Here is a 24,898-nt window from a genome sequence, read left to right as displayed (position 1 = left end):
AAATAAATCCAATTTAATTAGTTATAATTATAGCTTCAACAGGTAAAGAACGCTATCTTAAATGTTAAATGATTGCTAATTTAAGTCAAGTTTTTTCATGTCTTTGTATGATAAGCAATGCCGGAGTAAAGAGTAAAGTTAAGACCGTTGCAGCCAATATTCCACTTGCTATGGTTGCTGAAATATCAACCCACCACTGGCTTGATGGAGCATCATATGTGATTTGTAGCGTAAAAAAACTGATATTTAACCTAGTAATCATCGGTATTAAACCAAGAACTGTAGTTGCAACGGTAAGTAGTATTGGCCTGATGCGAGAAATTGAAGCGTTTATTATACATTGCTTAATGTTATTTTTGCGCACCTTAATTTGCTGATGAAAGGCATCAAGCAATAGTATATTATTATTCACTATAATTCCTGCTAAAGCAATTATCCCCACTCCACACATGACAACTACAAAAACTTTCTGAATAAGAAAGAAAATGAAAAATACACATGTCGTTGATAAAAACACTGCTGTCATTACGATAAATGTATAGTATATGTTGTTAAACTGTGCCACTAGCACCAATATCATCAATGTAATTGCTAATATAAAAGCCTTTAATAAAAATGCTCCTGATTTTTGTTGATCTTCCTTATCACCTTTGAAATCAATCTTTACTCCTTTACTACAGTCTTGAGTAATCGAATTTTGAATGAACTTAACTCTTTCATCAACAAGATAGCCAGTATCAACGTCAGCAGAGATTGTTACTGTGCGTGATCCATCAATCCTACTTAGTTTATTTGCCTTTTTTTCGGGAACGTATTTCACTATGCTACTCATAGAATACGGTCCATTTGCTGTATTAATAAAAAGGTTATCTATAGTTTTCATGTTGCGATTCTTTCTGGGAAAGCGTAGTACAATATCAATTTCTTCATCTGCGTTATTTGGTCTATATTTTCCAATTAATACTCCATTTGTAACCATCTTTATAAAATCACCGATGGTTGCAACACTTACTCCAGAGCTTGTAGCCTTACTCTTATCAATACTCATATTCCACTCTATTTCAGGTGCTGATCTACTATCTTGAATATTTATAAATCCAGATGAAGGTTGGTCCATAATTTTTAGGATTTTCTCTGCTACTGAATTCAAGTTGGATGCACTTCCGCTTAAGTTAATTTGTATTGGCTTGTCAGCTGATGGTCCTGACTTTTGTTCCTGTACATCAATTATTACTCCTTTTATGTTTTGTACACTACTCCTTATATCATTTAGTATTTGCGTAGCTTTGCGCCTGCAGCGCCAATCTACAAGTTCCAATTGAATTTTGGCAATAACGTTGTCTGAAAATTTTCCTGATCGAGCATAAAAAACATAAATTTCCTTTTCAACACCCAAAATACGTTCTTCTACTTTCTTAAGTATCAAATCTCGTTCTTTGGCTGATAAGCTTTCTTTTACTTTAACGCTGATTAAAATGTTATCTGAATCTACATTCGGAAAGAACTTTAATCCAGGACCAAAAGTAAAATATAATATACTAGACAAAAATAAAACAAACACAACAACACATACAAATTTTTTGGGGTGATCTAAGACTTTCTCTAACATACGTACATAAGTTCTTATTATAAGCCCAGTATTTTTTATCTCACCACTTTCTATAGCACTCATTCTTATTATTTCTTTTTTTGAAGTTATGGAAGGTTTACCAAATATTGCACCAAGTGTTGGTATAAAAACCAAAGCCATAATTAGCGATCCAGTTAAAGTTAGAATTATTGTAATTGGTATGTACTGCATAAATTTACCGACTGTATCGGGCCAGAGTAACAGAGGGAAAAACACTGCTAATTTAGTCAATGTTGATGATAAAACTGGATAGAACATATCATGAACTGAGGTGCAAAAGGCTTCTACTTTATCCATGCCACAAATCATCTTTCTATCAGCATATTCGCTGATTACAATTGCATCATCAACCAGCATGCCAACTGCCATAATTAAACTGAAGAGCACAACTATATTTAGAGTAATACCCATGAGGTAAAGAGCCATTATTCCTATTAGAAAGGAGCCAGGTATTGATAGTGCAACAAGAATAGCAGCCCTTGTTCCCATAAAGAGCATTATTATGGTTAATATTAGTAATACGGCAAATATTATACCATTTTCCAAGTCGTCAAGCACATCACGTACATTTTTTGACTGGTCATTCAAATAAACTACTTTTAAATTTTTAGGTAATTGATCTTTTGCTTTGTCCATTAAGTATTTTACTTGATTTACCGTGTCTATTATGTTTTTTCCATTACGTTTTGAAATTTCTAGTACAATGCTAGGTAGTCCATTAATACGAGCAAATCCTTGGTGATCCTCAAACCCAAGGTATACTTTTGCTATATCTTTGATTCTCAAAACTGCATCACTTTGAGATCTAATAGGAATATTCATAATATCTTCTATGTCTTTTAATAACCCTGATATTTTAATCGAATATTTACCGGTATCATTTTCTAGTGATCCGGCTCCTACCAATCTGTTGTTGTTTGATATAGCTTGAAATATCTCATTTGATTGAATGTTATATTTTGTTAGAACTGTGGGCTCAATTATAACTTCCACTGTTTCTTTACGCATACCTGCTACTTCAACTTTAAGAACATTTGGCAGAGATTCTATTTCTTTCTTTAGTTTGCGTGCTATTTCAGTTAAAGTTCTTTCCGGCAAATTACCAATCAAGCCAACGTTTAGTATCGGAAATAAGCTCAAGTCTATTTCATTGATTATCGGAGATTCTGCTTCAATAGGTAATTTTGATTTTATGTTTAAAAGCTTTGAACGGACATTATCGAGCACTTCTTTATTATTATACTCTGTTCTAAATTCGATTATCATGTGAGCACCATCATTAGTTGCAAAAGCTCTCAATTCTTTTACACCTTCGATGGATCTTAGTTCATTTTCTATAGGAAGCACTAATAGCTTTTCACTATCCTCGACAGAAATACCAGGAAACCCGACAAATACACTAATTATAGGAATCTGTATATCAGGATTGCTTTCTCTTGGCATCTTTATATAAGTGTATGAGCCGAAGGTAAAAATCACGATAAGCAATAATATTACTGTTCTATTCCTCTCTACAAGTAAGCTTTTCATGCCAAACATTATACGTATTTATATCATATTATAGCTAAGATAAATTATATATTAATTAATCCTCATATAGCTTTATGTAAATGATTAAAATTTTTACAATTTTGCAAGCGTAAGAAAATTTCTATATAATATGACTTTAGTATGGTATTTGAGGGATTATTATGGTAGCAGTTTTAAGTGTGACAGAAGGCAAGAATAAAGTGATCGTATCTGGGTTGGTTGGTGTTTCATCAACTTTAGTATTTTTAACAGTGATTCACATTGCTGCAAAGATAGCCATTATAGTTACTGCTGCTGCAGTTACTTACGCATTACTTTCATTGCTTAATAAAGCAGGAGCTAAGTCTGTTAAAACTGATGATATGTCAGAAGATGAAGGGTATAGCAGTGTTGATGAAGGTGAAGAAAAAGATACCGTAAAAGAACCAAAAAGAACTGAAACTGAGCTAGAAGAAGAATTAAAAAATAAAAGAGCAGAAGAAGAAATGAAAAATGGACTACCTAAACATATGGATTTCAAAGGTAATTCACTTTCTAAAAGTGCTGATACTACAGATAGTCATTTCGTTTCTAGTGCTACAAATATTGTTATGGAACCTTTACCTAAACACATGGATGCACTTGGTAATCCACTTCCTGAGCAGCCACCGAGCAACCTTACCAATATAGGGCTTGGATCATCTAAAAGTACGCAGAAACTATCTGCTGCAGACTTGCTATTACAGTATGGGAATGTAAATAATGATGTGAGGAAAGTGCTAGAATGGCCAATTACCTCAAAGGAGTTTAATGGGTTAGGGTTTAACAGGTAGTTGCTATATCAAACTCTCCATCTTATATTGAGGATCAGATGCAATGCCATACACTCTATTTGGCGGAGCAATTTTGTTCTCTATACCAAAAACTATACCTTCAATTATTGCTGTGAGTACTTTTTCAAGGTTACAATCTGCTCCAGGAACACGGTGCTCTAGGCGGCATCTTTTGGAATCGTTGCCAAAATAGGGAATTCTTATCGCAGCAGTTCTGTTATTCACTCCCCAACTAATCGTAGTTGGAGTATGAATATCTGGGTACTGAAATCTTAAATATGAATCATCATTTGGAGCAAAAAATAGCATATGTTTTTTCATCATTGCACATAATCCACCTATGCTGTGAATCAGGTGTTCACTATATTTTTGCTTATTGCCATAAAATAAGTTATTATTATTTGAATCCATGAGGCTAACATGTACATTTAGTGCGCTGCCTGCTCTATCCAAATAAGGTTTTGCTTTAAAAGAAACATTACCATCGAACTCTTGTGCTGTTCCAATCAGTAATTTTTTTACTAACTCAAAATGCATAATTAAATTATCAGGACTCGTATAACAATCACTTTTTATCTCGTATTGGTTTAAAGAACTCTCTTTCTCACAAAAAAATCCAAGAGAAGCTATTTTATTTTTGATGCTATTCAGAAATAAATATTCTTTTTTTATTCCCTCAGTGTAAAACTCCAGTTCAATACCGAATACAGTATTATGACTCAAATTACTTAATATAATCACAAATTTACTTCAATAAATTTATACTAAATCAGCTATATTTATACAAGTACTTTACTTATTTATCAGTAAATTTAATATCTTATTTATACATAATATATTACTATTTTTTAATAACATACTTCTAATCCTCGGTACAAGCGACATTTACAAATTGATTGTTTTTATTTCAAAAAAATGATCAATTTTAGTGCTTTTATACTCTTTACAACTCGTCAAAAAATCCTCATAATTTTAGATATGTATTAAGTAGTGTTAGCTTTTTATCTTACAGTAAGCTATTGATTATCTTGCATCTTTCTGATTATTGTTCTTTCTTGGTGTGGTATATGAACTTAACTAACCCTAAGGTTTCTACTATGTTTTTTGATCAGATTATTACAGTAACGGACCACAATGTTACTTGGGAAAAAATCCAAAATTATCTCCATAATCTCTATGGAGAAGCAACATATAACAGCTGGCTGAGTTCACTAAGATTTATCAGCAACAGAAATGGAGAAGTTTTGTTGTCTGTACCAACAAGATTTATAAAGGAGTGGATTACAGTTCACTACATGGAAAAAATATTGTCATTATGGCAAAGCGAAGATCAAAGTGTATGTTCTATTGATATTCAATTAATTGAAGAAAGAAATTCAAATTCTAATACGATACTAAAAAATAGAGAGGAAAATAATCATAATCTTGGTTCACCACTAGATACCAGATTCACTTTTGATAATTTTGTGGTAGGAAAGTCAAATGAGTTAGCATTTACAGCGGCAAAGCGTGTAGCGGAATCTATAGATCCAATATCAGGAAGCAACCCTTTATTTCTATATGGTGGAGTGGGACTTGGTAAAACACATTTAATGCATGCTATAGCTTGGGACATAGTCAATTCTCCGTCAGCAAAAAGAAAAGTGGTATATTTATCAGCAGAGAAATTTATGTATCAATATATTACGGCGCTGCGGAGCAAAGATATTATGTTATTTAAAGAGCAATTTAGATCAGTAGATGTATTGATGGTAGATGATGTGCAATTTATCAGTGGTAAAGATAGTACACAAGAAGAATTTTTTCACACTTTCAATGCATTGATAGACCAAAATAAACAATTGGTTATATCGGCTGATAGGTCTCCTAGTGATCTTGATGGAGTAGAAGAAAGAATAAAATCACGACTTGGTTGGGGATTAGTTGCAGATATTAATGAAACAACTTTTGAATTAAGACTTGGTATATTGCAGGCGAAAGTGGAACGAATGAATATGTATGTTCCCAAGGATGTCCTAGAATTTTTGGCAAGGAATATAAAATCCAATATAAGAGAACTAGAAGGAGCATTAAATAAGGTTGCTCATACCTCTTTAATTGGAAGAAGCATGACAGTAGAATCAGCTAGTGAGACCCTAATTGATCTTCTTAGGTCAAATCACAGGTCAATCACAATAGAAGAAATACAGAAAAAAATAGCTGAATTTTTCAATATAAAGATTGCAGATATGCAATCTAATAGAAGGCTCCGCAGTCTTGCGAGGCCGAGACAAATAGCTATGTATTTCGCAAAGAAGTTTACGCAAAAAAGTTTACCAGATATTGGAAGAAATTTTGGTGGTAGAGATCATGCTACTGTTATACACGCAGTCAAACAAGTGGAAAATTTCATAAGAACTGACCCAAAATTTGCTGATGAAATCAATCGATTAAAAAAGATGTTTAAGTAGCACTTTATTAATGACAACCAGGCTGTTTTCATTTTTTTGATCAAATATCTTTTTCAAGTAGATTAAGTAAATCAAAGATCATTATTAGTATAAGCTAAGAGAAAATAGCTAGTCGATTGCTTAAAAAGTATATAAAATCACAATTTAAGTAGGAAATATGGCAATTAGACTTATTCCAGATAATCTTGATATAAAATTTAGTAAATATAGAAATTTGACAGCACTTGTTAGCGTTATTCTTATCATTTTTTCAATGCTTACTTTTATGCTGCGAGGAATGAATTTGGGTATAGACTTTACAGGTGGAATTTTGATAGAGATAAAATCTTCAAGCAAGGATGATGCTATTCTCGGTATATTAAAAGAGAGTGGATTTACGATACAGAGTTCAAAAGCTGGTGATAACTTAGTTGTGCGGTTTAAAGATGAGGGAGATGAAGATAAAATTAAAAAGGTTAAAAGTATATTAGAGAGCAAATTAGGTAATTTAGTAACTTATCGCAAAATAGATTATGTTGGTCCACAAATAGGCTCAACGCAGATATTTGAAGGGATATCAGCTATGTTAATTGCAATTATTGGAATATTTTTTTATGTTTGGCTTAGATTTAACTGGCAGTGTGGACTTGGTGGAATAATGGCACTGATCCATGATGTGATTTTAACTCTTGGCTTTATCAGTTTAACGAGTATTGAGTTTAATATTTCATCAGTTGCAGCTCTCCTTACCGTAATTGGCTACTCAATCAATAACTCAGTGGTTATATATGATCGGATTCGAGAGTATCAAAAAAGTGGAAAAAATGCAAAAATAGGTGAAGTAGTTGATGCCAGCATTAATTCGACGCTATTTCGCACTATGTTAACTTCAGGTACTACTCTTCTTGCCGCTCTTCCTTTAGTGCTGATTTGTACAGGTGTGGTCAGAGACTTCTGCTTAATCATTTCTTTTGGCATTGCAATCGGCACCTGTTCCGCAATATTTATCTCTGCTCCTATATTGACCTGCAGAGCGTTGATAAGTAGAGTATAGAACGTTTAACTACGATATAATATTAGCTTGTTATCCCTAATAGTGAAATGAAAATATCTCAAAAAGCTCATACCAAGTAATGAATGGGACATAGAGTGAGTATTAACACTAGCGTGCACATCATTAATTAAAAAATTTCCTATTTTAACTTGAGGTATTTGAACCACTCCAGCTTTTATTTGACCTTTTGCAGTTTCATATATTTTAAAGTCTTGAATGTTTTGTAAGTTAATACCAGCATGTAACGCATCTTTTTGCGATAGAACAATATCAGTTGCTCCGGTATCAAGCAAAAACGTTATATTACGATCATTGACTTGAGCTTGAATATAAAAGTGTCCATCGTATGACTTTGTAAATTCAATACTTCCGCCATTTTGAACCCTTCCTTTGTACGGTAGAAAAGTGCTCAGAAACCTATTGCTTAGTTTATCCCCTTGTGAATCAATAAACATTGCAGTAATGACTATTATCAGTAGCCAAATAACTAGATTTTTTGCTGCATTCATATTATTAAAATTTGAAGCCATAAGAGTAGATTTTTAAGATAGCGTTAAAAGCTATTATTAAAAACAAGTAAACTTTATTGTTTTAGTACAATATTTAATATATCCTTTAAGGAGGTATGTTCGATTTAATTTCATGTCAGAAGCAAAAAATTTAATTTTAGCAACAATTCTTTCTATATTGATTATAGTATTATGGCATATTATTTATGATAATTTTCTTAACACGAGTCAAAGCCAACCATCGATTGAAAATATTGAACATATCGAATCTTCTAACGACCTTGCTCCTATGATATACCAAAATCGTTCTGAAATTATTAATTCTACTAGAGAACAGAGAGTTAATTTAACCAATAACATGCTTGAAGGATCAATTTCTCTAAAAGGTGCAAGGTTTGATGACTTAATCTTAACTAACTACCACTTAGAACCGAGTTCTTCTTCTCCACAAGTGGTGTTACTGTCACCTGCAGAATCAAAAGATGTATATTTCGCAGAATTTGGGTGGCTCGATCCGAATGAAAAGATTAAAGTTCCAGATTCTAAAACAGTATGGCAAGCAGATAAACTCAATCAAAAAGAGGTCAATTTATTTTGGGATAATGAAAATGGCATTTTATTTAGAATGAAAATTAGCCTTGACGATAACTACATGTTTAAAGTTGAGCAAATTATTGAAAACAATACAAAAGATAATGTAGTTTTGGTTCCCTATGGTAAAATCAATCGTAAACGTGATAATATTAACGAATCCTATTGGATATCACATGAAGGAGTACTAGGTGCATTTAACAATAAGCTAGAGGAGTGGACATATAAGGATATTTCTAAGAAGCGTTTAATAAAGGCAAGCACGAGTGAAAAAAATTGGTTTGGTTTTGCTGATAAATACTGGCTTACAGCCATCATACCTGAGAAATCTGATCAAATAAATGTAAGTATTAAGCATACGAATGTTAATAACGTTGATAAGTTTCAAGTAGATTTTGTTAAACCTTACAAACACATACTCCCTGGTGCAAGTGTTTCTACTCTGAACTACTTTTTTGCTGGGGCAAAGAAATTGAATTTACTTGATTCTTATAAAGACACTCTTAATATACCTTTATTTGATAAGGCTGTAGATTTTGGTGTACTTTATTTTATAACCAAGCCAGTGTTTTTACTGCTTGAATATTTTAACTTTGTTTTGAAAAATTTTGGCTTAGCAATATTATTGCTAACTTTAGTAATCAAACTTTTGATGCTTCCCTTGTCTAATAGATCATATATTTCAATGTTTAAGGTAAAAAGCCTTCAGCCTGAATTAACTCGTATAAAAGAGTTGTATAAAAGTGACAGCTTAAAGCAGCATAAAGAGACAATAGCGTTGTTCAAGAGAAACAATGTAAATCCAATGTCGAGCATTTTCCCTATGCTCATACAAATACCAGTATTTTTTGCTCTGTATAAAGTATTATTTGTTACTATAGAGATGAGACACGCCCCTTTTTATTTATGGATTAAGGATCTTTCAGCTTCTGATCCAACAAACATTTTTACATTATTTGGGTTGTTTAATTATAACTTTCCTATTTCTATAGGCATTTTACCTATAATTTTCGGCGCTACCATGATAATTCAGCAGAAGCTAAGTGAGAAAGATCAAACCAGTAAAGATGATATTCAAGTAAATGTTATGAAGTTTTTACCTTACATTTCTGTCTTTATTTTTTCTTCTTTTCCTGCCGGCCTGGTAATATATTGGATATTTAGTAATATTATAACTCTGGTTCAACAATCATTAATAAAGTTGCTTTTAACAAGAAAAGTAGGAATGAATGTCGAAAATACTAATAGTTAATTCAGTTTATTATACTGAAATAGCAAACCTTTTGCTTGAGGGTGCAACTGATAAATTCAAAGGAAATAATATTGGTTACGAGATAATTAAAGCGCCTGGTACGTTTGAGATACCAGCTGCAATTCTTTTTGCGGTCAAAGGCAAGAATACTAATTATGATGGTTATTTAGCTCTTGGATGTGTAATTCGTGGTGAAACTGATCATTATAAATACGTTTGTAAAGGAGTAATCGAAGGCTTAAATGCAATTGTTATGCATCATGCAATACCTCTTGGTATGGGAATAATCACAGCAGATAGTAAAGATAAAGCACTAATTAGAGCTGACAAAAATAAAAAGAACGTTGGTGGCCATGCAGCCTCAACTGTTTTGCATATGATAGATCTACACAATAAATTAAAATAATGGAGGAAAAACCAGTAGATAAAAAGTGGCGTATAAAAAGAAGTACGGCAAGATTTCTTGCTGTACAAATTGCTTATTCAAATATTTTCGTAGGTTACAACAAAAGCACCTTTAAACTGGAAAATTGTGAGCTTAAGGACTACATAAGTAAGTTGAAAGATATATTTGAATGTGAAGAATTTGAACATCAGTTCTTAGAAAACTTGTTATATAAGGTTATAAAAAGCAGTGAAGAATATGATAAAATAATAGAGTCTTACTTACACCCAAGCTGGTCCCTTTCACGGTTAAATCTTATAAGCTTATCTATTTTGCGTGTTGCAATATGTGAGTTGATTAATTGCGATACACCAGTTCCAGTTGTTATCAATGAGTATACTAATATTGCATCTGATTTACTTGATAAACCAAGCGAAATTGGTTTTATTAATGGGTTATTGGATAAGGCAAAAGATGCAGTTAAATTAAATAAAAATCCTTAGCAGCTTCTCACAACTATATAAAAGTCAAGGGAATTCCCATAGTGAATTTGAGTAACTGACATTAAAAAAACGGTAGACTTAGTCTACCATTTTTATTTCGCTTAATTATTTATTTATTCCGTTGTTCCCTTGTTCAGTTTCTGGTGCTTTAACAATTGAGCTTGGCGCAAATCTAATGATTAGTTCTTTAGCATCATTTTCTTCAGCGCCTAAAACTGACATTTCTAAATTCTCTCCACGATTTATATCTTGAATTGAACCATGACTATTCTTCTTGTATAGCTTACATACAGCAAGGAGTTTAGTGTTGCCAAGCAAGATCGGATCAGAATTATTATTGTATTTAATTTGACCATTACTCTCCGCTTGAAATACTTCACCTTTTAAGTTAGTAAAATCTATTATATATTCACCATTTTTGTTCTTATAGTTCTCTTCAATAAATCTATAATCTTTATCTGTTACTTGCAACATCGGATATCTTTGAGAGCTACCAATAACAATTCTTGGAGCTTTAAGCTCAGATATTTCATTGTTTTTGATGATGGAATATATTGCTAAACTAGCCAGTGCAACAGCAGCAAATGCTAAAACACTTATTCCAAGTGGTGTAGCTGCAAAAACCGCAATTGGCGCTAAAATCGAAGTTGAAGACACCCAATACGGTGTTGAAAGTGCTACTGCTGTGCCTATAACATACAGAGAAGTAAGCGCTACAATTGCAATGTTTGTTTTATGACAGTGGGTTTTGAAAATTGACATAATTTCCTCTTAAAATAAGTTAATAATATATTAATATTACATATAAAAAAATCAATACAGTCAACTTACATATAAAAAACTACCTACCGCTTGATCCAAAGCCCCCTTCATTGCGGACGGTTTCTTCTGTGCAGAATTCTTCTCTGTCATCCCAAATTACCTGAGATACAGGAGTGATGAGGATTTGTGCGATTCTATCTCCTCTTTTTATTTCATATGGCTGATTACTTAGATTGATTAGGCAAACTTTAACTTCACCTCGATAATCGGAGTCTATAGTGCCCGGAGAATTTAAGACAGTGATTCCATGTTTTGCAGCAAGCCCAGAACGTGGGCGAACTTGTCCTTCAAAACCGTTTGGTATTGCAATTACAATGCCAGTTGGAATAAGTAACCTTTCAAGTGGATTTAAAATAACAGAGTCGTCCAATGCAGCATAAAGATCCATGCCAGCACTCTGCATAGTTGCATAACAGGGAAGAGGCAGGCTTTCGCCATGTGATAACTTTTTTATTTCTACTTTAATTTTATCTCTTTGCATTTTTGTTCACCAGTTATGAAAATTTGATTGTAGCATGTAAATTATGCCTGTAAAAGATAAGAAAACTACTTGACAAATCTTTCAGCTTCCTTACTATAAAATTCAAAGTGTTTTATTACCTTCAATCTGTTCAGATTAAACGACAAAAGTATTATACAGTTGGCGTCTTATAAATCTTTCCGCTATGTGCACTTTATGTCTTCACAATAATTTCTACCTAATATAAGCTGAAACGGGCTTATAAAACGTTTAAAACAGTACGTTTGTATAGAGGGTGTCATTCCAGCGCGTGACGCTGGTTCCTGGATCTCAGTGTCTGGGCACTGGGATGAGAAAAAAGGGGCTACTTGAATGACACCTTATGTTCCAGCACGTGACACATAATTGTACGAACATTCATTTTTGAATACAGCAAATGGTCAATGCCCAGACACTGGCATCCAGAAATTTTATTAGGTTGGTAAGCACAAAAGTAGTTGCTTTATGCTAAAACACAACGGTTGAAAGACTCGATTCCAGCGTCACGCGCTGGAATGACATCAAAGGGGCTACTTGAATGACATACTTGAATTTACGCTATAAAGTGAACCGGTTTGGTGTGCTGCTGTTGTTTGCAGTATTGTAGTGCTAATTTTTTACTTCGGTAGTCTTTTTATTGTCATTATAATTATAAGAATAGTTGAGGCCAATTAATATGAAAACTTTTACGAAAAATTTTAAAGGTAAGGAAAGAAAGCTAGAAGAGTTCAATGAGAAAGTTGAAGACATATCAGCTGTAGCTCAAGATAAGTTTGCACATGAACTTGAAAATATCGCATATGAAAGTGTGCAGAAATTTCGCAGTCTACTTGCTAAAGAAATAAACTCCACTTTCAATAACATTCATTCTCAGAATGTCAATCTACTAAAATCCGGCTTAGTAAACTTGATCAATAAAAAAGGAGAAACAGCGTTAATACGTTCTCTTCTCAATATACTTGTACGATAGAGTTGCTGCTGCAATTTAATATTAAGTGATAACTAAAATAAGTAAGATTTTTTATGGATAAGTCTTACTTATTTTAGCTATATATAGAAAAGGAGGGTTGTTATGTCAACAAGACTAAAGTATCCAATTATAAATATACAACGTAAGTCTAAGCCTAAATCTTTTCCAGTAACTTTAGGAGAGGTTAAATCTTTTTTACGAATTGAAAATGATCAAGATGATAAGTTGATTTCAAGTTTTATTTTTATGGCAACTGATTATGCTCAGTGGCATATGGAAAAGTCTCTAGTAAAGCAAACGTGGCAAGTTTCATATGAAGGTTATATACCTCGTAGAATCTATTTAAGCTATGGTCCTGTGAATAAAATAATATTGGCTACTGATAAGAATAGAAAACTTAGTTATTATTTTAGTGATATAGGAAGCTATATTGAATTTTTCAATTATTTGAACATAATAAGGGCTGATGTTGTATACGAAGCTGGCTATGACAGCGTTCCTGAGCAAATAAAGCTAGGTATTATGCAGCATGTTTCTGCTCTCTATAAAAATCGTGAATCAGAAGTAAGTAGCCATTTATCTGAAGTGAAGAAGGTGTATTCTCCATTTCGCGAACCAAAGGTTGTTTTGTAGTTCCTGTTTGTCATTCAATAGCAGATACAACAGATGGTGTCATTCAAGTAGCCCCTTCGGTGTCATCCCCAGTCTGGAATCCAGTTTCTATTGTACAGCCACCTGGTGCGCTCATTTAAAGTGAAGTTTTCTAGATCCCAGTGTCAAGCACTTGGATGACAAGAAAGGGCTACTGGAATGACATCATTATAAAGTGAACCAGTGTCTGGGCATGGGATGACATCTTCTTGATAGATAATGTTCGTACAGTAAGCACTGACCATTTATTACGTAAATTATCTACAAATTGCAATGTTCTTAGCCGTATCTGTGAGATGGAAAAAATTCAAATTGTAAATGAGTTGTATAATAGTATTTATGCAGCATTAAAAGCAAACTCTGATTTAAAGAAATATGTTACTAACATCTATGATTACCTGCCTAAGCAGGTTACTATTCCTTATCTGAGATTGCGCATAGTAAATTATGTTAACCTGCATATGCTATCTAATTTTGCTACAAAAGTAAGATTTTCATGCGACATATATACTTATCATATAAGCAGCATGCTTGCTGCTATAAAGCATGTTAGCTTGGTGGTAAAGAGCATTAGTAGTGAGACCATTTTTGAAAGTAATTGTGCTATGAATCAGCATGATGAAGTTTTACATTCAACAATTAATTTTGATATTTTAATACAAGGAGGTAGCGATGAGCAAATTACAGCTGAAAATTAAAGGTCATGACAATAATTTTGTTGTGCTGAATAATATACGAAACTTAAGGTTTACTTTGCGTAATAACAAAGAGGAGATGAAAGATATTTCCTCTTTTGGCTGGAGAAAAGTGCTTGATTGTGCTGGAAGTAGAAAGATTACAATAAAAATTAATGGCATTTTAAATTCAGTATTGGCTGATGAATTATTGCGTAATTCTGCAATGTTAAACTCTAATAATGATTATGAGATTAGTTTTAATGCTAAGGAGAAGATAAAACTCAGGTGTTCGGTTGAATTGTATGAGAGATATTATGATCCTGCCACTTTTGACAGCTTCACTGTAGTTTTAGCCAGTGCTGAAGTTGTGAACACTTTTCATTAGTGTTAATTTAATTTTTTCATATACAATAATAATAAGTGGGAATAAATTAAAAAAAATTATGAACGATGAGGATCTTTTCGAAGAAGGTGATGATAATGTTGAAGAGAATAGCGATGACAGAAGAGAAAGGAATTTGAAGAATGAAAATCAGCTTGAAGAGCAGTGCAAAGAGTATTTAAAACCTTTCGAGGATATTTTAAGTCAAATTGATGAAGGAGTTGATAATTTAGATAGTTACGAAAGGACTATGCAAGTAAAGCGAAGTATAGATAGGCTCATAGAAACCTTATATAGCCAAGCAGCATCTGAGGATATTGATGTAGAACTTGAAACCACAAAACACACTCGCGATAAATCAGAGTCCAAGAAAAGAGTTTTGGAAAAGAGAAAGAAACAACTGATGGAAGAGATCTTAAGTTTTCAACAACAAAAGGAGCTAATGAATAGTAGGGAAAAACATGAAGTAGCAAGTGATGAAGATGTTCAGAAGGCAAAAGCACGAGTGAAGTCTTCAATTAGGGGGGTGTTGTTTTCAGTTATTGCTCATAGAATGGATCCAAGAAGGAGGGCAGGGGAAACTGCTGATGACAATAAAAAGCAAGCTCGTATGTACGGTAGAGAAGCAGTTGGTGGAGTTTTAGGTGGATTATTTAAGGCGTTTTTAACTGCAGTTGCTGCTGTTGTGCGCGAAATTGCTAAACCACTTCAACATATGAACACACAAGAGACGTCTTTTGCAAAACAAGTTGAAGAAAGCAGAAACCAGGATTCACAGAAAGGTCGATCTGTGTAGGTCAAAGTATAGTTTCAAAAAAAAATTTTGAAACTATACTTCTTACATTCCCCACCTAATCAAAGTTCAGTACTATAATACAGAATACTCTAACTCTGAAGGAAATGTATTTTTCATAATTATTTGTACTTTATCAAGAAACCCTTGTTCCATTTTACTGGTATCAAATTTTTCTTTTGATGTGTTATTTTTTATTTCCTGATAGTATTCCTTAGCTGCACTCTTTATATCTTCTTGTTTTAAATAACATCTTCCTTCACATTCGTATTTTTTAGATTCTTTTTCTTTTTGACAATTTGTTTTACATTCTTTATACTCTCTGTCGTTGAGAATCTCAAATTCCTTGCTATCCTCGCATTCTGAATTGCATTTAGAAAGTTCTTTTTCTTCTTGTTTATTGCAATAATAATTTTTACATACTTTATCTACCACGTAATTCTCTTTAACAAGTAAATTTAAAAATTCTTGTTTTGGACTCATAAGCTCTTTTATTTTATCAAGCAATTCTTGTTTCATTTTCTCAGCATCAACATTTTGAGTTACTACTAACGTTTCTTTTGCTGATGAGTCTATTTTTCTTTCTTGCTCTTCTTTGATTACATTCGCTTCTTCAATTGATTTATTGTACTTCTTATATATTAATGACTTTATATGGGTTTTATGTTTTTCAATCTCATCATCTGATAATTTTTGTGCTATTTCTTCTTTTTTATTTTCATAGTATTCTTTAGCTGCACTTTTTATAGCTTCTTCATTTTTGATACATTTTTTTTTACAAAAATCAAGTTCAACTTTTGGTTTAATGAGTTCTTTATACCAATCTTCACCTTTATCTTTACCTTCATCTTTATCTTTTAAGTTATAATGTTTATTACAACGGCTATCGCATGATGATTTTTTTTTACCTGGGATAGCTTTTGCATTTCTCAAATCCGAGCATTCTCTTTGGCATGATGAAAGGTCATTTCCTAATGCTTCGCCTGAGTTAAATTTCTCTAATATTTCTTCAATGGTCTTATTTGATATTATACGTTTTGGTGCTGCATGTAATGTACTTATGCAATATTCCTTTTTACATAAATCTACCACGTTAGTGTTTTCAATAAAGTCTCTAAATTTAATTTTTGTATCTACTGCGTTGAGTTTGCTGGTTTCTCCAAACATAAAATTTCTCCTAGTAAATTAATATTTCAATACTTATTAGTAAATTTTTTATTAAAATAGCATGTTATGTAGTATGTGTATTAAACAATATCTACTCAACGCAAATTACAACAAACGCAGTAGCATAATCTTGATCATCACTTAGAGAAAGGTGTATCTTGTAGTCTTTCGAGATGAAATCCTTTGTGATAGCAAGATGTGGTTTTCCCCTGATATTACTGTATATTTCTATATCTTTCATTATAATTCCTTGGCTGAATCCAGTGCCTAGCGCTTTAACAAAAGCTTCCTTTGCAGCAAAGCGTTTAGCAAAATATTTTGCCCTTACTTCTTGGCTATTATATTTTTTGCTTATCTCTATCTCCTTCTTAGTATAGACTTTATTGAGAAATTTTTCCCCGTATTTTTGTGATATCCTCAATATTCTGGGTATATATACTATGTCAGTGCCAATACCGTATATCATTTTGCGCTAAAACGATTTATTGCTTCTTCAACTTGTATTTCCTCTACCTCTCCAGTTGCTCTATTTTTTACTTCAACTGTATTTTCACTTACTACTTTTTTTCCAACAATTATTTGCCACGGCAAGCCTATCAGATCCATTCTGGCAAATTTCACTCCTACACTTTCGTCCGTATCATCATAAAGCACTTCATCGCTTTTCAAAGCTTTGTATATTTTATCTGCAGCCTCCGTTACTTTTGTTTGTAAATTGATCAAACCAACTTTAAAAGGAGCTACTGCCTCTGGCCAGATAATTCCTTTATCATCATGGAAAGCTTCTATTATTGCGCCAACAAGCCTTGAAACTCCAATACCATACGAACCCATATGCATGTTAACATTTTTTCCATCTTGAGAAGTAACACTTGCCTTCATAGGTTTCGAATATTTATCACCAAAATAAAAAACATGCCCTATTTCAATACCCTTGCTAACATTTAACTGTTCTTGCGGTATAGGACAACTTTCAGGATCATGCATATCGTCTGCAACTGCATATATGCTCTTCAGACTTTCAATATCTTCACTCTCTAGCAGTTCAGAAAATTTATTGTCATAATATAAAGTGCTCTCACCGGTGCTTGCCAATATATGAAATTCATGACTTAAATTTCCTCCAATTGGTCCTGTATCTGCCCTCACTCCAATTGGAGTAAGTCCCATGCGTTTGAAGATTTTTATGTAAGTTTTATACATCAAATTATATGAATTCAGTGCACCTTCGTAATCTACATCAAAACTGTATGCATCCTTCATCAGAAATTCCCTGCCTCTCATAACGCCATAACGAGGTCTTACTTCGTCACGAAACTTCCACTGAATTTGATATAAACAAAGTGGTAAATCTTTGTAACTTTTTACCGTATTTCTAATCAAATCAGTTACCACCTCCTCATGTGTTGGACCAAAAAGCATATCGCTTTCATGCCTATCTTTAATACGTAGCATTTCTTTGCCGTAATCATCGTAACGTCCTGACTCTCGCCAAAGACTTGCTGGCTGCACACAAGGCATCAACACTTCAATTGCACCAATTTCATCTCTGATAATATTTTCAATATTTTTAAGTACCAAAAGACCAAGCGGCAGCCAAGAATAAATTCCAGATGCTGTCTGCTTGATTAAGCCCGCACGTAACAAATATTGATGAGAAATAATTTCAGCACCAGCCGGGGTTTCTTTTAAAGTTGGCAGGTAATATTGAGATAAACGCATTTGATAAATCTGATTGTACTAAGTAATCTTAATACAATCAGGCCTGTAGGTAAACTTATTTTAAGAAGAGTGTACTACTTTCTCTTACCTCGATCTACGACACTTTGAACTTGAAATGGTTTTTGCACCTCACTATTCACTGAGTCAACATTATTTGCTTGTGCTGCAGGAGAAGCTTCATATTTCGTTTTTGAATTAACAGGCTTAGGCGATATCGGTGGCTTCTCTGCCTTTAGTGTAGAACGTGGTGGAGTTGTGGATTTAGGTTTTACATTATCATCAGATTCATGACCACTGTCAGGACTCTTGCTTCCTCTTTCATCTTCTGGTTGGGAGTTTGAAGGCGTAGGTTTTTTCCTGGATTTTGTCAGCTTTTTCTCTTTCGGTTTTTTCGATTTATCATTGCTCCAATCATCACTGTCACTGTGGTCAGAAACTTCACTTTCACTACTAGAAAATTCTATTGCTGGTCTCCTCTTCAGGATATTAGCTATCCCAGAATCATGACATTGAGCATTCCTCATTGTACGTTGCTTATTCTCTTCTCGCAACTTCTCAATTCTTGCAAAATACTCTTCTTTTGTTTCTTGTTTGGCACCCGCAGGTAATGACTTGTTTTGTTCAGAATCAATAGCCTTCTCCGGTGCACCATCATTAATAGGTTTTAACTTCGTACCTTTTCTTATCTGTTCAAGCAGATCAGAACGATCATGCTTAGATTCATTAGCCTTTTTCGGTGCACCATTCTTAGGTTTCTCCGTATACTTGGAAGCTGTAGGAGGAGGCGGCGGAGATGGTAGTGGTGCAGCATTTTGTGGCAATGGAGGAGGTGGTGGAGGTAGTAGTGGTACAATGGGTATTCCAGACATTACTGGAAATGATGGTGTAGGAGTATTGCTATGTTCCAAGCTTTCTGCTTCTTTCTGCAATGCACTATCTTGTGATTGTTTTCTACCAGGATCAACTCCTTTCTCGCTGTTTATTGCAGAAAGGTGTGAATTGATAAGATATGCAGCTAAGCTCAACATAACCGATGCAGAAACAAAAGCAATAACTGTGAAAAGTACTGGATCACTTAGTGTTACTGAAATCGAAAGATATGTATATATACCAGCTGTAACACTAGATATACATAGCAACAAAGTAGCAATTGAATATTTTAAGGCAGCTGTCTTACTTATTCCAACTAAAGTATTAATCAAAATGGGAGTATCGATTTTTTGTTCTGTTGCAAGTTGAACGGGATTCTCAGATAGCCCTTTTTCTGATTGAGTACTATTGTTAGTTCCTGAAGGTTTGTTACTATTACCATTATCTTGTTGAGGACTCAAAACTCTAGGTGATACAGGTTTGGGAGTTGAGCTTCTATTTTTCTCACTCTGTCTAATATTGCTTCCTTTATCTGCAGTTTTGTCACTCGCATTATTTTCTTTTTCTTCTTCTTTCCTGTGTTTTATCTTATTTTTCAACTCTTCAAGAAAATTTTGATTAGAAACCTCAGATAGACCTCTTTTTAATTGAGTGCTATTGCTGGTTTTTGATGGAGTACTACCAAGAGTGTTTTCATTTTTATCGTTATTTTTCGCTGGCTTCCAATTTTTTCTCCAATCTGCAGATGGTGGAGGTGGGGGTGGTGGCGGAGCTCATGATGGTGTGTTATTATTATTAGTAAGCATTTTTCTTCCTTATTATTAATATTATATTAATAATGATTAAATTATTAGTACTTGTCAATAATTTATGAGTAAGTTAGTATTAAGATAATAAAATAAAAAGGAAAGAGAGAGGAGCAGTCTTCTAAGAAGAAATAGAAGCTATCTTAAACCTCAAGTCATCACTTTGTTACTACAGCACATCATCGATGTTTTGGTATAGAGTAATCAGAATCATAAGAATAGCTTAGTGTTAGCTATTTTTATGATAACCTCTCTTAAACAATTGATATTTTACAGTGTTTTTGGTAAAATAATAGCTTAAGGCTTAGAATAAAAGTTTATGAGTGAAGCACAAGGTCCAAATATTGCAGAATGGCAGGCACAGCAGCAACACCAGGAAGCCGCTAGTGAGAAAAGTGGTTTCGGTCTTGGTCATAGTGACTCTGTTGCAACAATTGTGGATGGAATGAAGTGGATGTTCAACTTTCATGAAGGAGCAATTGCTGCTTATAATAATGTATTCGAAGGTTTGGTGAGTGGTAGCAGTCTAGTAACGTTATTTGGGAAATCAGGTAATATGTTTGGCATAAAATTTCTTGAAAGTCTTGCAGAATATTTTTCAGGTGGTGGTGGAGAAGATATGCCATCAGAAGGAATGGGTATGGACTACGGTGATGAGGGGCATCATCCGGATGATTATCCCCACTCTAACAATGAAATAGCTCAAAGTGCTGATGGTTTGCATGATATGCATGATGCAGGTGATCATCATGGCCAATCTTTTTCACCTGGTCCTTCACCATCTGTTGGTGATGATCATGAGCTTGGTTACTAAATAACTAAGAAGATTTTATTGTAATTAGTGAAAAAAGTTTCAGTTTTAGGATCAACAGGAAGCATTGGAAAAAAGACTGTAGATTTGCTCTCAAAGAGAAAGGAAGAATATCAGGTGGAAGCACTAAGTGCCAATTCTAACTTTGCTCTACTAGCACACCAAGCAAAACTGCTTAATGCAAAATATGCTGCCATTTCTGATGAAAGGTTCTACAAAGATTTAAAAGAAGATCTACTTGGTACAAACGTCAAAGTAGAAGTTGGTGCTCCAGGTCTAGCAAATGTTGCTTCTCTACCTGTTGATCTCTCAGTTATTGCAATAGTTGGCATTGCAGGCCTTGATCCAGTTATAAAGGTTATAGAAAGCGGTACTAAAGTTATTGCTCTAGCAAACAAAGAGAGTATTGTTTGCGGTGGTAAGTTACTACTTAAAAAAGCTAAAGAAAGGAGCGTACAAATAATCCCTATTGACTCTGAACACAACGCAATTTTTCAAGTTTTGCAAAACGATGATAAATGTGTAGAAAAGATTATACTCACTGCCTCTGGTGGACCATTTTTAAATTATAGCCTTGAACAATTAAGAAATATCACAGTAAATCAGGCACTAAGTCACCCTACTTGGAAAATGGGAAAGAAAATCTCAGTTGATAGTGCAACAATGATGAATAAAGCACTAGAAATAATAGAAGCACATCATTTGTTTAATATTAGTCCAAATAGAATTGAAGCAGTAGTGCACCCTGAGTCGATAGTACACGGAGTTGTAGTTTATCAAGATGGGTTCAGCTTTGCTGTGCTTGCAGAAACTGATATGGAAATTCCCATTGCATATGCTTTATCTTGGCCAGAAAGATCAACTTTAAATCATAAATTAGATTTAACAAAGCAAGGAAAATTGACCTTTCAAGAACCAGACCACAAATGTTTTCCTGCACTAAAGCTCAGTATGGAAGTGTTAAATTCTTCTTCTCCACATACAAACAGTATTGTTTTCAATGCTGCAAATGAGATGGCTGTTAACGAATTTTTGAAATCACGAATCGGTTTCTTAGAAATATTAGAGGTAGTAAAATCAACAATAGAAAATTTTGACAAGTACTCTGATATTAAATCACTATCTGACATAACAAGTATCGATTTTGAAAGCCGTATTATTGCTAACAAAATTATTGAAAATAAAGGTATCCGTTCAGCAGAGTGATAAAATAAGGTAGACGAGAAAAGACAACTAAATGGTCAAGTAGACCCATTTTATACTCCTGTCATCCTAGTAGCTGACACTGGGATCCAGAAAAATTTACAAGTAAACTGAGCTTATGCTAAATTCAATGAGATTAAATGAAAACCAGCATCAAGTGCTGGAATTACACCTTACCTGAACAGATAAATCACTTAGCATGTTCGAAATCAACCTGAGAGAAATTTACATCGTTAAGAACTGTATTTGCTCTATACAGACAACCACATCCTATTGCAAAAAAAGCAACGAAGTTGCAGCAAACGGAACTGGGTTATAAACTGTGAAACATAGACCAACAGCAAGTACTCCAGATAACAAAAAAGCACAAGCATAATTAGTTTGTTTCCTTTTTTGAGCGACTGCTTCTATCTTTAGGAATTCTGGTTCTATTGCTTTCTTGACATGTCCTGCAATACAATTTCTTGGACTTTTGTTTTCATAGTTTTTAATATTAGGTTTGATATTTGGATGTGTAAGTAATATTTCTATCATGTTTACATTTCCCAACTTGCAAGCAATGTGTAGAGCTGTATTTTTTTCCTTCTTGCCGGTCTTAATTTCCTCCTCTGCACGAGCATAATTTTGAGGTATAAATCCTTCATTAACAGGTTGTAAATTGTCAAGGTATACACAACCCCTTATATCCTTATCTACTACTTCTCTCCCCTCAAATTCGTAAACTGGATAACCATCATGTTCCTTTGGTTTTCTCTTAATAACAGCTTGCTTGCTTTTAATATTTACATCAATTTTTTTATGCTCTACAAGCAACTTAGCCATAAGCTCTAAATATTGATGTTCCTCGTTATTACTAGTAACAAAAGCTGAAGCAATGCACATCAAAGGTGTCATCCCATCCTCAAAAGCGTTAACATTCGCTCCTTCTTTCAATGCTTGTTGAAAATGATTCCAAGCTTCCTCAGGTGTTATTCTTTCACCACTAGCATTTTGAAATTCAATAGCTTTAAACAACTTTTTTGTTGCTTCACTTGTACTAAACATTTTAACCCCCTATCACAACAAACTTAATAAAATTATACATAGAAAAAATTAAAATATCAACTATTAAGCTAATGATCCAGAATATACTCCTTCGTTAAGGGAGATTGAGCATTTTTAAATATTTCTTGAGTACTTCCGAATTCAACAATCTTGCCATTGCAAAAGAAAACTATGCTGTCAGATAATTTTTTAGCTTGCTTCATCGAATGAGTTACCATAATTATGGTGAACCTCAATTTCAATTCTTGTATAAGATTTTCGATTGCATTGGTTGCCATTGGATCAAGAGCAGAGCATGGTTCATCCATTAATAAAATAGTTGGCTTTACTGCAATTGCACGAGCAATGCATAATCTTTGTTGCTGGCCACCAGATAAATTTAGTGCACTATCTTGCAATCTATCTTTCAACTCTTCCCATAAACCAACCTTAGTTAAACTACTTTCTACTATTTTATTCAATTTTTGCTTATTTTTTACCATGCCATGCAATTTAGGCCCATAAGCAACATTATCATATATTGACTTTGGAAAAGGATTGGGTTTTTGAAATACCATACCAACTTTTGCTCTGAGCAATACAACATCCATATCACGTGAATATATATTACCCAGCCCATCGATTACCAGTTCACCAGTCGCTCTACATCCAGGTACGTAATCATTCATACGATTGAAACAACGCAAAAATGTCGATTTACCGCACCCAGAAGGTCCGATAAAAGTTGTGACTTTCTTTTTGCAAATATTCAAATTTATATCGAATAAAACTTGTTTAGAGCCATACCAAAGATTTAAATTTTTAACGAAAGCGTATTTATCGCTCATACTAAATCCTGCATTGAATAAAGTCCTGGTATTTCCTGTTTATTCTCGCACAACCATATTGCTGCTTGAACCGCCCCTCTAGCAAACGTTGTACGATCAATTGCCTTGTGATTTAATTCTACTCGTTCATCGGAATTGACAAACATGACACTGTGATCTCCTATTACTCCACCTCCACGAGATACTGCAAAGCCTATTCCTCCTTTCCCTCTTATATTTGAATTATTATGTGAATATTGATTGAGCTCAAAATCCACTTTTGCAGCGTTAGCAACTGCTTTACCAAACTCTATAGCTGTTCCAGATGGTGAATCCTTTTTTAAATTGTGATGCATTTCCCAAATTTCAACGTCATACTCATTACCTAAAAGCTTGGCAGCTTCTTTTACCAATTTCAGCAACACATTAACTCCAACACTCATATTTGCTGACCATAATATTGGAACTTTAGCAGCATATTCTTTTAAATTTAGACCTTCTATTCCAGTTGTGCCACTAACTAGCGGTTTTTTAAATTTTACGGCCGCCTTAAGGCATTCTAGCATACATTCTTTAGTTGTAAAATCTATTACAACATCGGACGATTCAAATACCTCATTAATGGAACTTGTAACTTTGATTCCTAAATTGCAATTATTGCCTACAATAGGCCCAATATCTAAGCCTATATACTCACTGCCCAAGCGAGCAACAGCACCTGCTATTTCCACTTTGGTATTCGTAATTAATTCATTGAGTATTTTCTTACCCATTCTGCCTAAGCAGCCTATTACTCCAACTTTGATTTTCATAAAGCTTTTTCCACTATGTTAGGCTTTTTTTGAAGCTTTGTCATCTTTATAAGCTTAGCATATTTAGCCTTACACTGATAAAACTATAGCTATACATCGATGAATCTATTGAAAATTGATACGAAAAATTGTAATTAGTCAATTTTCTCCTATGGAGAAAACTTATAA

Annotated in this window: 25 protein-coding genes and 1 pseudogene; 13 read left to right on the top strand and 13 right to left on the bottom strand. The window is 33.7% G+C overall.

Annotated elements, in window-relative coordinates; all coding sequences use genetic code 11:
- Window positions 1-85: 85 nt before the first annotated feature.
- The gene (locus OPR44_RS05240; RefSeq protein ID WP_320157112.1) at window positions 86-3,160 is read right to left on the bottom strand and encodes an efflux RND transporter permease subunit; all 3,075 of its coding nucleotides are present in this window, start codon (window positions 3,158-3,160) and stop codon (window positions 86-88) included.
- 161 nt (window positions 3,161-3,321) lie between these two features.
- On the opposite strand from OPR44_RS05240, the gene OPR44_RS05235 reads away from it, so the two are divergent.
- Entirely contained in the window at window positions 3,322-3,972 is a 651-nt protein-coding gene (locus OPR44_RS05235) for a hypothetical protein (protein WP_063631240.1), read from the top strand.
- Window positions 3,973-3,975: 3 nt separating this feature from the next.
- Here OPR44_RS05235 and OPR44_RS05230 read toward each other — a convergent pair whose 3' ends face one another.
- The gene (locus OPR44_RS05230) at window positions 3,976-4,713 is read right to left on the bottom strand and encodes a type I glutamate--ammonia ligase (RefSeq protein ID WP_264687127.1); all 738 of its coding nucleotides are present in this window, start codon (window positions 4,711-4,713) and stop codon (window positions 3,976-3,978) included.
- Between the two features lie 326 nt (window positions 4,714-5,039).
- Here OPR44_RS05230 and dnaA point away from each other — a divergent pair, with 326 nt between their 5' ends.
- Together dnaA and secF are read left to right on the top strand one after the other, a co-directional pair.
- Window positions 5,040-6,422: a chromosomal replication initiator protein DnaA gene (gene dnaA / locus OPR44_RS05225; RefSeq protein WP_012481713.1), complete on the top strand. Its 1,383-nt coding sequence runs from the start codon at window positions 5,040-5,042 to the stop codon at window positions 6,420-6,422.
- A gap of 157 nt (window positions 6,423-6,579) precedes the next feature.
- The gene (secF, locus tag OPR44_RS05220) at window positions 6,580-7,455 is read left to right on the top strand and encodes a protein translocase subunit SecF (protein ID WP_010401100.1); all 876 of its coding nucleotides are present in this window, start codon (window positions 6,580-6,582) and stop codon (window positions 7,453-7,455) included.
- Between the two features lie 5 nt (window positions 7,456-7,460).
- On the opposite strand, the gene OPR44_RS05215 is transcribed toward secF, so the two are convergent.
- Complete coding sequence (locus tag OPR44_RS05215) at window positions 7,461-7,985, bottom strand: TIGR02281 family clan AA aspartic protease (RefSeq protein ID WP_010401102.1); 525 nt, start codon at window positions 7,983-7,985, stop codon at window positions 7,461-7,463.
- Between the two features lie 112 nt (window positions 7,986-8,097).
- Here OPR44_RS05215 and yidC point away from each other — a divergent pair, with 112 nt between their 5' ends.
- From yidC to nusB, 3 genes are read left to right on the top strand one after another with little or no spacing between them, the layout of a single operon-like run.
- A complete protein-coding gene (gene yidC, locus OPR44_RS05210) occupies window positions 8,098-9,807 on the top strand; it encodes a membrane protein insertase YidC (RefSeq protein ID WP_264377747.1) in 1,710 nt (569 codons plus the stop codon).
- Complete coding sequence (locus OPR44_RS05205; protein WP_007302797.1) at window positions 9,785-10,213, top strand: 6,7-dimethyl-8-ribityllumazine synthase; 429 nt, start codon at window positions 9,785-9,787, stop codon at window positions 10,211-10,213. The genes yidC and OPR44_RS05205 overlap by 23 nt, the downstream gene beginning before the upstream one ends.
- Window positions 10,213-10,695, top strand: coding sequence for a transcription antitermination factor NusB (gene nusB / locus OPR44_RS05200; protein ID WP_264377748.1), 483 nt, complete (start codon window positions 10,213-10,215; stop codon window positions 10,693-10,695). Before OPR44_RS05205 ends, nusB begins: the two co-directional genes overlap by 1 nt.
- A 105-nt stretch (window positions 10,696-10,800) precedes the next feature.
- Here nusB and OPR44_RS05195 read toward each other — a convergent pair whose 3' ends face one another.
- Together OPR44_RS05195 and dut are read right to left on the bottom strand one after the other, a co-directional pair.
- Window positions 10,801-11,457 carry a hypothetical protein gene (locus tag OPR44_RS05195; RefSeq protein ID WP_265014603.1) on the bottom strand — a complete coding sequence of 219 codons (657 nt, stop codon included), beginning with the start codon at window positions 11,455-11,457 and terminating at the stop codon, window positions 10,801-10,803.
- A 79-nt stretch (window positions 11,458-11,536) separates the two neighbouring features.
- The gene (gene dut / locus OPR44_RS05190; protein ID WP_264376290.1) at window positions 11,537-11,998 is read right to left on the bottom strand and encodes a dUTP diphosphatase; all 462 of its coding nucleotides are present in this window, start codon (window positions 11,996-11,998) and stop codon (window positions 11,537-11,539) included.
- A gap of 694 nt (window positions 11,999-12,692) precedes the next feature.
- Here dut and OPR44_RS05185 point away from each other — a divergent pair.
- Both OPR44_RS05185 and OPR44_RS05180 read left to right on the top strand, forming a co-directional pair.
- Window positions 12,693-12,986: a hypothetical protein gene (locus OPR44_RS05185; protein ID WP_063631247.1), complete on the top strand. Its 294-nt coding sequence runs from the start codon at window positions 12,693-12,695 to the stop codon at window positions 12,984-12,986.
- 102 nt (window positions 12,987-13,088) lie between these two features.
- Window positions 13,089-13,619: a head-tail connector protein gene (locus OPR44_RS05180; protein ID WP_010401151.1), complete on the top strand. Its 531-nt coding sequence runs from the start codon at window positions 13,089-13,091 to the stop codon at window positions 13,617-13,619.
- A gap of 74 nt (window positions 13,620-13,693) precedes the next feature.
- On the opposite strand, the pseudogene OPR44_RS08870 reads toward OPR44_RS05180, so the two are convergent.
- Window positions 13,694-13,762 (bottom strand): annotated as a pseudogene (locus OPR44_RS08870) (WPE palindromic element domain-containing protein); the annotation flags it as partial.
- A gap of 171 nt (window positions 13,763-13,933) precedes the next feature.
- Here OPR44_RS08870 and gp17 point away from each other — a divergent pair.
- From gp17 to OPR44_RS05165, 3 genes are read left to right on the top strand one after another with little or no spacing between them, the layout of a single operon-like run.
- A complete protein-coding gene (gene gp17, locus OPR44_RS05175) occupies window positions 13,934-14,335 on the top strand; it encodes a tail completion protein gp17 (RefSeq protein ID WP_265015452.1) in 402 nt (133 codons plus the stop codon).
- The gene (locus tag OPR44_RS05170; protein WP_007302803.1) at window positions 14,310-14,699 is read left to right on the top strand and encodes a phage tail tube protein; all 390 of its coding nucleotides are present in this window, start codon (window positions 14,310-14,312) and stop codon (window positions 14,697-14,699) included. Before gp17 ends, OPR44_RS05170 begins: the two co-directional genes overlap by 26 nt.
- A gap of 58 nt (window positions 14,700-14,757) precedes the next feature.
- A complete protein-coding gene (locus tag OPR44_RS05165) occupies window positions 14,758-15,492 on the top strand; it encodes a hypothetical protein (RefSeq protein ID WP_265014602.1) in 735 nt (244 codons plus the stop codon).
- A 72-nt stretch (window positions 15,493-15,564) separates the two neighbouring features.
- Here OPR44_RS05165 and OPR44_RS05160 read toward each other — a convergent pair whose 3' ends face one another.
- The 4 genes from OPR44_RS05160 to OPR44_RS05145 form a co-directional block, all read right to left on the bottom strand.
- Window positions 15,565-16,656 carry a hypothetical protein gene (locus OPR44_RS05160; RefSeq protein WP_265014601.1) on the bottom strand — a complete coding sequence of 364 codons (1,092 nt, stop codon included), beginning with the start codon at window positions 16,654-16,656 and terminating at the stop codon, window positions 15,565-15,567.
- A 91-nt stretch (window positions 16,657-16,747) separates the two neighbouring features.
- A complete protein-coding gene (locus tag OPR44_RS05155; protein WP_007302804.1) occupies window positions 16,748-17,122 on the bottom strand; it encodes a holo-[acyl-carrier-protein] synthase in 375 nt (124 codons plus the stop codon).
- Complete coding sequence (gene proS, locus OPR44_RS05150; protein ID WP_265014600.1) at window positions 17,119-18,378, bottom strand: proline--tRNA ligase; 1,260 nt, start codon at window positions 18,376-18,378, stop codon at window positions 17,119-17,121. The genes OPR44_RS05155 and proS overlap by 4 nt, the downstream gene beginning before the upstream one ends.
- Before the next feature lie 74 nt (window positions 18,379-18,452).
- A complete protein-coding gene (locus OPR44_RS05145; RefSeq protein WP_265014599.1) occupies window positions 18,453-19,847 on the bottom strand; it encodes a WH2 domain-containing protein in 1,395 nt (464 codons plus the stop codon).
- A gap of 526 nt (window positions 19,848-20,373) precedes the next feature.
- On the opposite strand from OPR44_RS05145, the gene OPR44_RS05140 reads away from it, so the two are divergent.
- Both OPR44_RS05140 and dxr read left to right on the top strand, forming a co-directional pair.
- On the top strand, window positions 20,374-20,868 hold the full coding sequence (locus OPR44_RS05140; RefSeq protein WP_010406678.1) for a hypothetical protein: 495 nt from the start codon (window positions 20,374-20,376) through the stop codon (window positions 20,866-20,868).
- Between the two features lie 27 nt (window positions 20,869-20,895).
- Window positions 20,896-22,071, top strand: coding sequence for a 1-deoxy-D-xylulose-5-phosphate reductoisomerase (dxr, locus tag OPR44_RS05135; protein WP_264374696.1), 1,176 nt, complete (start codon window positions 20,896-20,898; stop codon window positions 22,069-22,071).
- 267 nt (window positions 22,072-22,338) lie between these two features.
- Here the strand turns inward: dxr and OPR44_RS05130 are convergent, their stop codons facing one another.
- The 3 genes from OPR44_RS05130 to dapB all read right to left on the bottom strand — a co-directional run bounded on the left by OPR44_RS05130 (window position 22,339) and on the right by dapB (window position 24,730).
- Window positions 22,339-23,112, bottom strand: coding sequence for an ankyrin repeat domain-containing protein (locus OPR44_RS05130; RefSeq protein WP_264374697.1), 774 nt, complete (start codon window positions 23,110-23,112; stop codon window positions 22,339-22,341).
- Between the two features lie 68 nt (window positions 23,113-23,180).
- Window positions 23,181-23,939 (bottom strand): phosphate ABC transporter ATP-binding protein PstB, encoded by a 759-nt coding sequence (pstB, locus tag OPR44_RS05125; RefSeq protein WP_265014598.1) that lies wholly within the window; start codon window positions 23,937-23,939, stop codon window positions 23,181-23,183.
- On the bottom strand, window positions 23,936-24,730 hold the full coding sequence (gene dapB / locus OPR44_RS05120) for a 4-hydroxy-tetrahydrodipicolinate reductase (RefSeq protein ID WP_264374698.1): 795 nt from the start codon (window positions 24,728-24,730) through the stop codon (window positions 23,936-23,938). Before dapB ends, pstB begins: the two co-directional genes overlap by 4 nt.
- Between the last annotated feature and the right edge of the window lie 168 nt (window positions 24,731-24,898).

The sequence above is a fragment of the Wolbachia endosymbiont (group B) of Camptogramma bilineatum genome, from assembly GCF_947251825.1.
GTDB lineage: Bacteria > Pseudomonadota > Alphaproteobacteria > Rickettsiales > Anaplasmataceae > Wolbachia.
The sequence above is the reverse complement of the archived record's forward strand: the minus strand, read 5'-3'. Positions and strand labels throughout refer to the sequence as shown.

Bases quoted from the DNA above. Each gene is read 5' to 3' on its own strand.
- OPR44_RS05160 (WP_265014601.1), bottom strand. From the start codon at position 16,656: ATGTTTGGAGAAACCAGCAAACTCAACGCAGTAGATACAAAAATTAAA.
- dut (WP_264376290.1), bottom strand. From the start codon at position 11,998: ATGCAAAGAGATAAAATTAAAGTAGAAATAAAAAAGTTATCACATGGC.
- OPR44_RS05155 (WP_007302804.1), bottom strand. From the start codon at position 17,122: ATGATATACGGTATTGGCACTGACATAGTATATATACCCAGAATATTG.
- OPR44_RS05185 (WP_063631247.1), top strand. From the start codon at position 12,693: ATGAAAACTTTTACGAAAAATTTTAAAGGTAAGGAAAGAAAGCTAGAA.
- OPR44_RS05195 (WP_265014603.1), bottom strand. From the start codon at position 11,457: ATGTCAATTTTCAAAACCCACTGTCATAAAACAAACATTGCAATTGTA.
- OPR44_RS05140 (WP_010406678.1), top strand. From the start codon at position 20,374: ATGAGTGAAGCACAAGGTCCAAATATTGCAGAATGGCAGGCACAGCAG.
- OPR44_RS05180 (WP_010401151.1), top strand. From the start codon at position 13,089: ATGTCAACAAGACTAAAGTATCCAATTATAAATATACAACGTAAGTCT.
- OPR44_RS05215 (WP_010401102.1), bottom strand. From the start codon at position 7,985: ATGGCTTCAAATTTTAATAATATGAATGCAGCAAAAAATCTAGTTATT.
- OPR44_RS05165 (WP_265014602.1), top strand. From the start codon at position 14,758: ATGAACGATGAGGATCTTTTCGAAGAAGGTGATGATAATGTTGAAGAG.
- OPR44_RS05205 (WP_007302797.1), top strand. From the start codon at position 9,785: ATGTCGAAAATACTAATAGTTAATTCAGTTTATTATACTGAAATAGCA.
- proS (WP_265014600.1), bottom strand. From the start codon at position 18,378: ATGCGTTTATCTCAATATTACCTGCCAACTTTAAAAGAAACCCCGGCT.
- dapB (WP_264374698.1), bottom strand. From the start codon at position 24,730: ATGAAAATCAAAGTTGGAGTAATAGGCTGCTTAGGCAGAATGGGTAAG.
- gp17 (WP_265015452.1), top strand. From the start codon at position 13,934: ATGGAAAAAATTCAAATTGTAAATGAGTTGTATAATAGTATTTATGCA.
- OPR44_RS05235 (WP_063631240.1), top strand. From the start codon at position 3,322: ATGGTAGCAGTTTTAAGTGTGACAGAAGGCAAGAATAAAGTGATCGTA.
- nusB (WP_264377748.1), top strand. From the start codon at position 10,213: ATGGAGGAAAAACCAGTAGATAAAAAGTGGCGTATAAAAAGAAGTACG.
- OPR44_RS05170 (WP_007302803.1), top strand. From the start codon at position 14,310: ATGAGCAAATTACAGCTGAAAATTAAAGGTCATGACAATAATTTTGTT.
- pstB (WP_265014598.1), bottom strand. From the start codon at position 23,939: ATGAGCGATAAATACGCTTTCGTTAAAAATTTAAATCTTTGGTATGGC.
- OPR44_RS05130 (WP_264374697.1), bottom strand. From the start codon at position 23,112: ATGTTTAGTACAAGTGAAGCAACAAAAAAGTTGTTTAAAGCTATTGAA.
- yidC (WP_264377747.1), top strand. From the start codon at position 8,098: ATGTCAGAAGCAAAAAATTTAATTTTAGCAACAATTCTTTCTATATTG.
- dnaA (WP_012481713.1), top strand. From the start codon at position 5,040: ATGAACTTAACTAACCCTAAGGTTTCTACTATGTTTTTTGATCAGATT.
- OPR44_RS05240 (WP_320157112.1), bottom strand. From the start codon at position 3,160: ATGAAAAGCTTACTTGTAGAGAGGAATAGAACAGTAATATTATTGCTT.
- secF (WP_010401100.1), top strand. From the start codon at position 6,580: ATGGCAATTAGACTTATTCCAGATAATCTTGATATAAAATTTAGTAAA.